Below are 6,000 nucleotides of genomic sequence, written 5' to 3'. Positions count from 1 at the left end.
AGCCGATGGGGAGGCGGGCGACACGGGCGGAGAGGCCGGGCAGGAAGGCGATGGCCCCTATGGCGACGACGGCGCAGACGGCCGCGGCGTCGGCCGGGCGGGCCTCGGTGAGGACCGCGCAGAAGGCGGCCACGGTGCCGGTGGCCGCGGCGGCCAGGGCGGCGACGAAGGGGGCGTCGCCCGCCGGCATGACGGCGACGAGCACGGCGGCGGCGACGAGCACGGCCGCGCAGCCCAGCAGGAACTGCAGCCGGCCCGCTCCCTCGCCCGCGGCGGGGGCGAGGATCCCCGCCCCGGCGATCATCACGTGCGGGAGGGCGGCGAGGCCCAGGGCGACGGCGGACCCGCGGTCGGCGTACACCCGGGCCCGTACGCCCGCGAAGGCGGTCAGCAGCACGCCGACGGCGGCTGCGACCGCGCCGGGCAGGCCGTGCATGTCGTGCCGGACGGGGTCGGCGAACCACAGCGCGAGGCCCATGAGGGCGAGCAGCAGCGCCCCGCCGGCCAGGCCGCAGGCGCGCAGGAGGCCGTCGTTCCAGAGGGTGTGGTCGCGGGTGACGGCGGAGGCGACGGCGTCGCTGACGTCGTCGTGCACGGCGGGCGGCAGGGACTCCGCGAAGGGCCGCAGGGCGAGCAGGTCACCGTCCAGAACGCGCTGGGCGGCGAGAGAGCGGGCGCTGTCGAGGACGGCGCCGTCGCGGCGTACGAGGTGGTAGCCGGTGGGGGCGCCGGCCGGCTGGGTCTGGCCGGTCAGGCGCAGGATCTCCGGGTACACGTCGGCGACGGCGATGTCGTCCGGCAGGGCGACGTCGATCCGGCTGTCGGGCGCGACGACGGTCACTCGGCAGAAGCCGGTCGCAGCGGACGTACTCACCTATCAGGCCCCTTGGTTCACGTGGTTCACGGTGCGCGGCCGTGCTCCGCGGGCGGCTGTTCCCGCCCCGTGCGTCCGGGCCCGCGCGCGGCTGTGCGCGACTCTGCGCGACTGTGCGGCCACCCTATCGGGGGGCTCCCGTTCGTACGCCGATAGGATCACCGTTCCGCGCAGGGGGGCCGTCGCCGTCATGGCGGCAGGCGTTGCCGCGCGGAACTGTCCTTGCCGTGCGGAGGGGTTGAGGCATCCGGTGAGCCAGATCGTGGTCAGTCGTCCCCCGCGGACCCTGCCGCCGGAGGTGCCCGGCGAGGAGGTCCTCCTGCAGGCGCCGCCGGAGCTGCCGAGGGGCCGTCAGGAGGGGCTGCTGATGCAGCTGCTGCCGACGCTCGGCATGGCCTCGTCGATGGTGTACTTCTTCATGCCGGGCGCCGCCCCGATGATGAAGATCATGGGCGTGCTGATGATGTGCTCGACGCTCGGCATGACCATCGCGATGATCGTCCGGCACCGGCAGGGCACCCAGGGGCAGACCGCGGACATGCGCCGCGACTACCTCAAGTACTTGTCGCAGACCCGGCGCACCGTGCAGCGCACGGCCGAGGCGCAGCGGGACGCGCAGTTCTACCTGCACCCCTCCCCCGACCAGCTGTGGTCGGTGGTGGCCGAGGGCACGAGGCTGTGGGAACGGCGGGCGAGCGACGACGACTTCGCGCACGTCCGCATCGGGCTGGGCACGCAGCAGCTCGCGACGCCGCTGGTGGCGCCCGAGACGGCGCCGATAGACGAGCTGGAGCCGCTCACTACGGGGGCGATGCAGCAGTTCCTGGCGACCCACGGCTCGCTGGACGGCATGCCGGTGGCGCTGTCGTTGCGCGCCTTCTACCACGTGACGCTGTCGGGCGACCCGGAGTCGGTGCACGGGGCGGCGCGGGCCCTGGTGGCGCAGCTGGTGACGCTGCATTCGCCGGAGGACCTCGTGGTGGCCGTGGTCTCGGCACGGGGCGCGGCGTCGTACTGGGAGTGGACGAAGTGGCTGCCCCACGTGCAGGTGCCCGGGGCGGTGGACGGGGCCGGCACGAGGCGGCTGATCGGGGACGACCTGACGGAGCTGGAGGACCTGCTGCGGCCGCGCTTGGAGGGCCGCACACGGTTCAGCCGGGACGGTCAGCCGGTGCTGGACCAGCCGCACGTGGTGGTCGTGCTGGACGGTGCCCCGGTGCCGGCGGACTCGGTGTTCGCGGCGCCCGAGGGGCTGCAGGGCGTGACCGTCGTCGAGGTCGTGACGGGTGATCTGGGCGAGCCGCGCGGCGGGCTGTCGGTCGTCGTGCAGCCGGGTTCGCTGCGGCTGATGTCGCAGGTCGCGGTCTACGAGGGCGTGCCGGACACGCTCGCCATGGAGGCCGCGGAGGCACTCGCGCGGCAGCTGGCGCCGATGCGCATGGGCGGGGGCGGCGACGGCGACGAGCCGCTGCTGGCGAACCTGGACTTCACCGATCTGCTGGGGCTGGGCGACGCGGGCGCGGTGGACGTGGCGCGCACGTGGCGGCCGCGGTCAGCGGCGGAGCGGCTGCGGGTGCCGATCGGCGTCAGCGAGGACGGCGCCCCCGTGATGCTGGACCTGAAGGAGGCCGCGCAGGACGGCATGGGGCCGCACGGGCTGTGCGTCGGCGCGACCGGTTCCGGCAAGTCCGAGCTGCTGCGCACCCTGGTCCTGGGGCTCGCGGTCACGCACAGCTCCGAGACGCTGAATTTCGTCCTGGCCGACTTCAAGGGCGGTGCGACGTTCGCGGGCATGTCGGAGATGCCGCACGTGGCCGCCGTGATCACCAATCTCGCCGACGACCTGACGCTGGTCGACCGCATGCGCGACTCGATCACCGGTGAGCTGCAGCGCCGGCAGGAGCTGCTGCGCTCGGCGGGCAACTACGCCAACATCCACGACTACGAGAAGGCGCGGGCGGCCGGTGCCGCGCTGGAGCCGCTGGCCTCACTCGTCCTGGTGATCGACGAGTTCAGCGAGCTGTTGACGGCCAAGCCCGACTTCATCGACATGTTCATCCAGATCGGCCGCATCGGCCGGTCCCTGGGCGTGCACCTGCTGCTGGCCTCGCAGCGCCTGGAGGAGGGCCGGCTGCGCGGCCTGGAGACGTACCTGTCGTACCGGATCGGCCTGCGGACGTTCTCGGCCGCGGAGTCGCGCACGGCGCTCGGCGTGCCGGACGCGTACCACCTGCCGTCGGTGCCGGGCTCCGGCTACCTGAAGTTCGGCACGGACGAGATGACGCGCTTCAAGGCGGCGTACGTCTCGGGCACGTACCGGTCGGACGCGGGCACGGGGCCCCGCACGGGGCCGCTGCCGATCGAGCGCCGCCCCGTGCTGTTCACCGCCGAGCCGGTCCCCGTCACCTACACCGCCCCGGCGCCCGTGACGCCGTCGTCGCCCGCCCCGGGCGAGGACGCGCTGGCGGACACGGTCCTCGATGTGATCGTGCGCCGGCTGGAGGGCCAGGGCCCGCCGGCCCACCAGGTGTGGCTTCCGCCGCTGGACCGGTCCGCGGCCCTCGACGAGCTCCTGCCGCCCCTCTCGGCCGTACCCGGCCGCGGCCTCACGGCGCCCGAGCATCCGCGTCCCGGCCGTCTCAGCGTCCCGATCGGCCTGGTCGACAAGCCCTTCGAGCAGCGCCGGGACGTGCTCTACCGCGACTTCTCGGGCGCGGCGGGCAACATGCTCGTCGTCGGCGGGCCGCAGTCCGGCAAGTCGACGCTGATGCGGACGCTGGTGTCGGCCTTCGCGCTGACGCACACACCGGCCGAGGTGCAGTTCTACGGGCTGGACTTCGGCGGCGGCGGCATGAGCGCCATCGAGGGCCTGCCGCACGTGGGCGGCGTGGCGTCCCGGCTCGACCCCGAGCGGGTGCGGCGCACGGTCGCCGAGGTCGCGGGCGTCCTGGCCCGCCGCGAGGAGTACTTCCGGGCGAACGCCATCGACTCGATCGGCACGTTCCGGCGGATGCGTGCGTCGGGCGAGATCACGGACCAGCCGTGGGGCGACGTCTTCCTCATCGTCGACGGGTGGTCGAGCTTCCGGCAGGAGTACGAGATGCTGGAGGGCCTCGTCGCCGACGTCGCGGCGCGCGGCCTGGGCTACGGCGTCCACGTCGTGGTGACCGCCTCCCGCAACATGGAGGTGCGCGCCTCCCTCAAGGACCAGCTCCTCAACCGGCTCGAACTGCGCCTCGGCGACACCATGGACTCGGAGTTCGACCGCAAGGTCGCCGCCAACGTCCCCGCCGGGGTGCCCGGCCGCGGCCAGCTGCCCGAGAAGCTCCACTTCATGGCCGCCGTGCCCCGCATCGACTCCGGCAGCGACCCCGAGACCCTCACCGACGGCACCGCCGCCATGGTGCGCGCCGTCAGCGAGGCGTGGAGCGGCCCCGGCGCGCCCGGAGTGCGGCTCCTGCCGCGCCGGCTCCGCGCCGACGACCTGCCCAAGGGCTTCGAGCAGCCGCAGCACGGCGTGGCCTTCGGCATCGACGAGACCAACCTGGAGCCGGTCTTCGTCGACTTCGAGACGGACCCGTTCTTCCTCGTGTTCGGCGAGAGCGAGTCCGGCAAGACCGCCCTGCTGCGCCTCCTGGCCAAGCAGATCTCGGAGCGGTACGGCCCCGACGAGGCGAAGATCGTGGTCGGTGACTACCGCCGGACGCTCCTCGACGTCGTCCCCGCCACCCACCTGCTGGAGTACGCGCCGGTCGCCTCGGCCCTGACGGTGCACGCCGACGCCCTCAACCGCCTCATGGAGCGGCGCGCCCCGCAGCCCGACATCACGCCGCAGCAGCTGCGCGACCGCAGCTGGTGGTCGGGCCCGCGGTTCTTCGTCATCATCGACGACTACGAGCTCGTCTCCACCGGCAGCGGCAACCCGCTCTCCGTCCTCACCGAGAACCTGCCTTTCGCGCGCGACGTCGGCGTGCGCTTCATCATCGCGCGCAGCGCGGCGGGCGCGTCCCGGTCGATGTACGAGACGTTCATGCAGCGGGTGAAGGAGCTGGGCGCCCAGGGCGTGCTGCTGTCCGGCGACCCGGGCGAGGGCGACCTGCTCGGCGGCGTGCGGCCGCACCAGATGCCGCCGGGGCGGGGGTACTTCGTGTCGCGTAAGCGGGGGGTGCCGCTGGTGCAGGTGGGGTGGCTGCCCGAGGAAGTGTGAGCGACCGGGCGGCCCGCACCATCCGTCCTATACCACTTCACGCCACGCCACGGGCATTCTGCGAGTACCGTCCCGGAACCAACTCTGTGGTGGATCCATCCGGAGTACGCTGCTCACGACTGTTGTCCCCGTGGGCGTCAACTGGCGTGGCGTTCAGGGAAATCCGGCGGAATTGCGCACCGAAAGGCGGCCCCTGCCCCATGGACGAACACGAGAAGGACGAGCTCTACGCCCGTGACATCTCCGGTCTCGAATGGCTGAGCGCGCCCGAGGCCAAGGACGACGAGGAGCGCGTCGAGATCGCCTACTTCTCCGATGGTGCAGTGGCGATGCGGTCCTCGACCGACCCCGAAACCGTCCTGCGCTACACCCCGGCCGAGTGGCGGGCTTTCGTGCTGGGTGCGCGTGACGGCGAGTTCGACCTCCAATAATCAGGCATAGTCCGGCGCAGCCCGGCGTAGTCCGACGTAATCCGGCGGGCAAGCGCGCAGGGGGCGGACGGCCGGTTCTCCGGCTGTCCGCCCCCTGTTCTGCTGTACGGCCCGCCGACGGCCGGATCCGCAGCCCGGCTCAGTAGCTGATGTCGAAGAGCTGCGAGGCCTTCTTATCGGTCGCGTGGAAGTGCTCGCCACCCTTCAGGACGAGGTCCGCGACGTGCTTGAGCGTCGCCTGGATGTGCGCGCTACGCTTCCGGAACTCCGCGTCCACCTGCAGCATCATCTGGTGGGCCTCGCCGTGCCAGCCGGCTGCGACCTGGTTCACGGCGGCGCGCATGGCCTCCAGCTCCCGCTCGATCACGCCCGCGGCCTTCTTGATGTCGTCGTGTGCGGTCTGCAGGGAGCTGTAGCGGACTACAAGCTCTCCACCCTGGTCTGCCATGTGTCCCCACCCTTTGTGGTGTCGTTCGTCGGTCGAAAGT

4 protein-coding genes are annotated in these 6,000 nt (G+C 72.6%); 2 read left to right on the top strand and 2 right to left on the bottom strand.

Annotated elements, in window-relative coordinates:
- A partial coding sequence (gene eccD, locus B7P34_RS24335; protein ID WP_106679796.1) for a type VII secretion integral membrane protein EccD occupies nt 1-874 on the bottom strand: 874 nt, incomplete at its 3' end.
- 250 nt (nt 875-1,124) lie between these two features.
- Between eccD and eccCa the strand changes: the two genes are divergently transcribed.
- Together eccCa and B7P34_RS24325 are read left to right on the top strand one after the other, a co-directional pair.
- On the top strand, nt 1,125-5,081 hold the full coding sequence (gene eccCa, locus B7P34_RS24330) for a type VII secretion protein EccCa (RefSeq protein WP_106679790.1): 3,957 nt from the start codon (nt 1,125-1,127) through the stop codon (nt 5,079-5,081).
- A 200-nt stretch (nt 5,082-5,281) separates the two neighbouring features.
- The gene (locus B7P34_RS24325) at nt 5,282-5,512 is read left to right on the top strand and encodes a DUF397 domain-containing protein (protein ID WP_106679788.1); all 231 of its coding nucleotides are present in this window, start codon (nt 5,282-5,284) and stop codon (nt 5,510-5,512) included.
- Between the two features lie 139 nt (nt 5,513-5,651).
- Here B7P34_RS24325 and B7P34_RS24320 read toward each other — a convergent pair whose 3' ends face one another.
- Nucleotides 5,652-5,960: a WXG100 family type VII secretion target gene (locus B7P34_RS24320; protein WP_106679786.1), complete on the bottom strand. Its 309-nt coding sequence runs from the start codon at nt 5,958-5,960 to the stop codon at nt 5,652-5,654.
- Between the last annotated feature and the right edge of the window lie 40 nt (nt 5,961-6,000).

Origin of the sequence: Streptosporangium nondiastaticum, assembly GCF_003011965.1 — a bacterium.
GTDB classification, from domain to species: Bacteria; Actinomycetota; Actinomycetes; order Streptomycetales; family Streptomycetaceae; genus Streptomyces; species Streptomyces nondiastaticus.
Note: the sequence above shows the minus strand (reverse complement) of the source record. Positions and strands in the feature narration are given on the sequence as shown.

What these genes read in the sequence shown, in the direction of transcription:
- B7P34_RS24320 (WP_106679786.1), bottom strand. Translation starts at nt 5,960, where the DNA reads ATGGCAGACCAGGGTGGAGAGCTTGTAGTCCGCTACAGCTCCCTGCAG.
- B7P34_RS24325 (WP_106679788.1), top strand. Translation starts at nt 5,282, where the DNA reads ATGGACGAACACGAGAAGGACGAGCTCTACGCCCGTGACATCTCCGGT.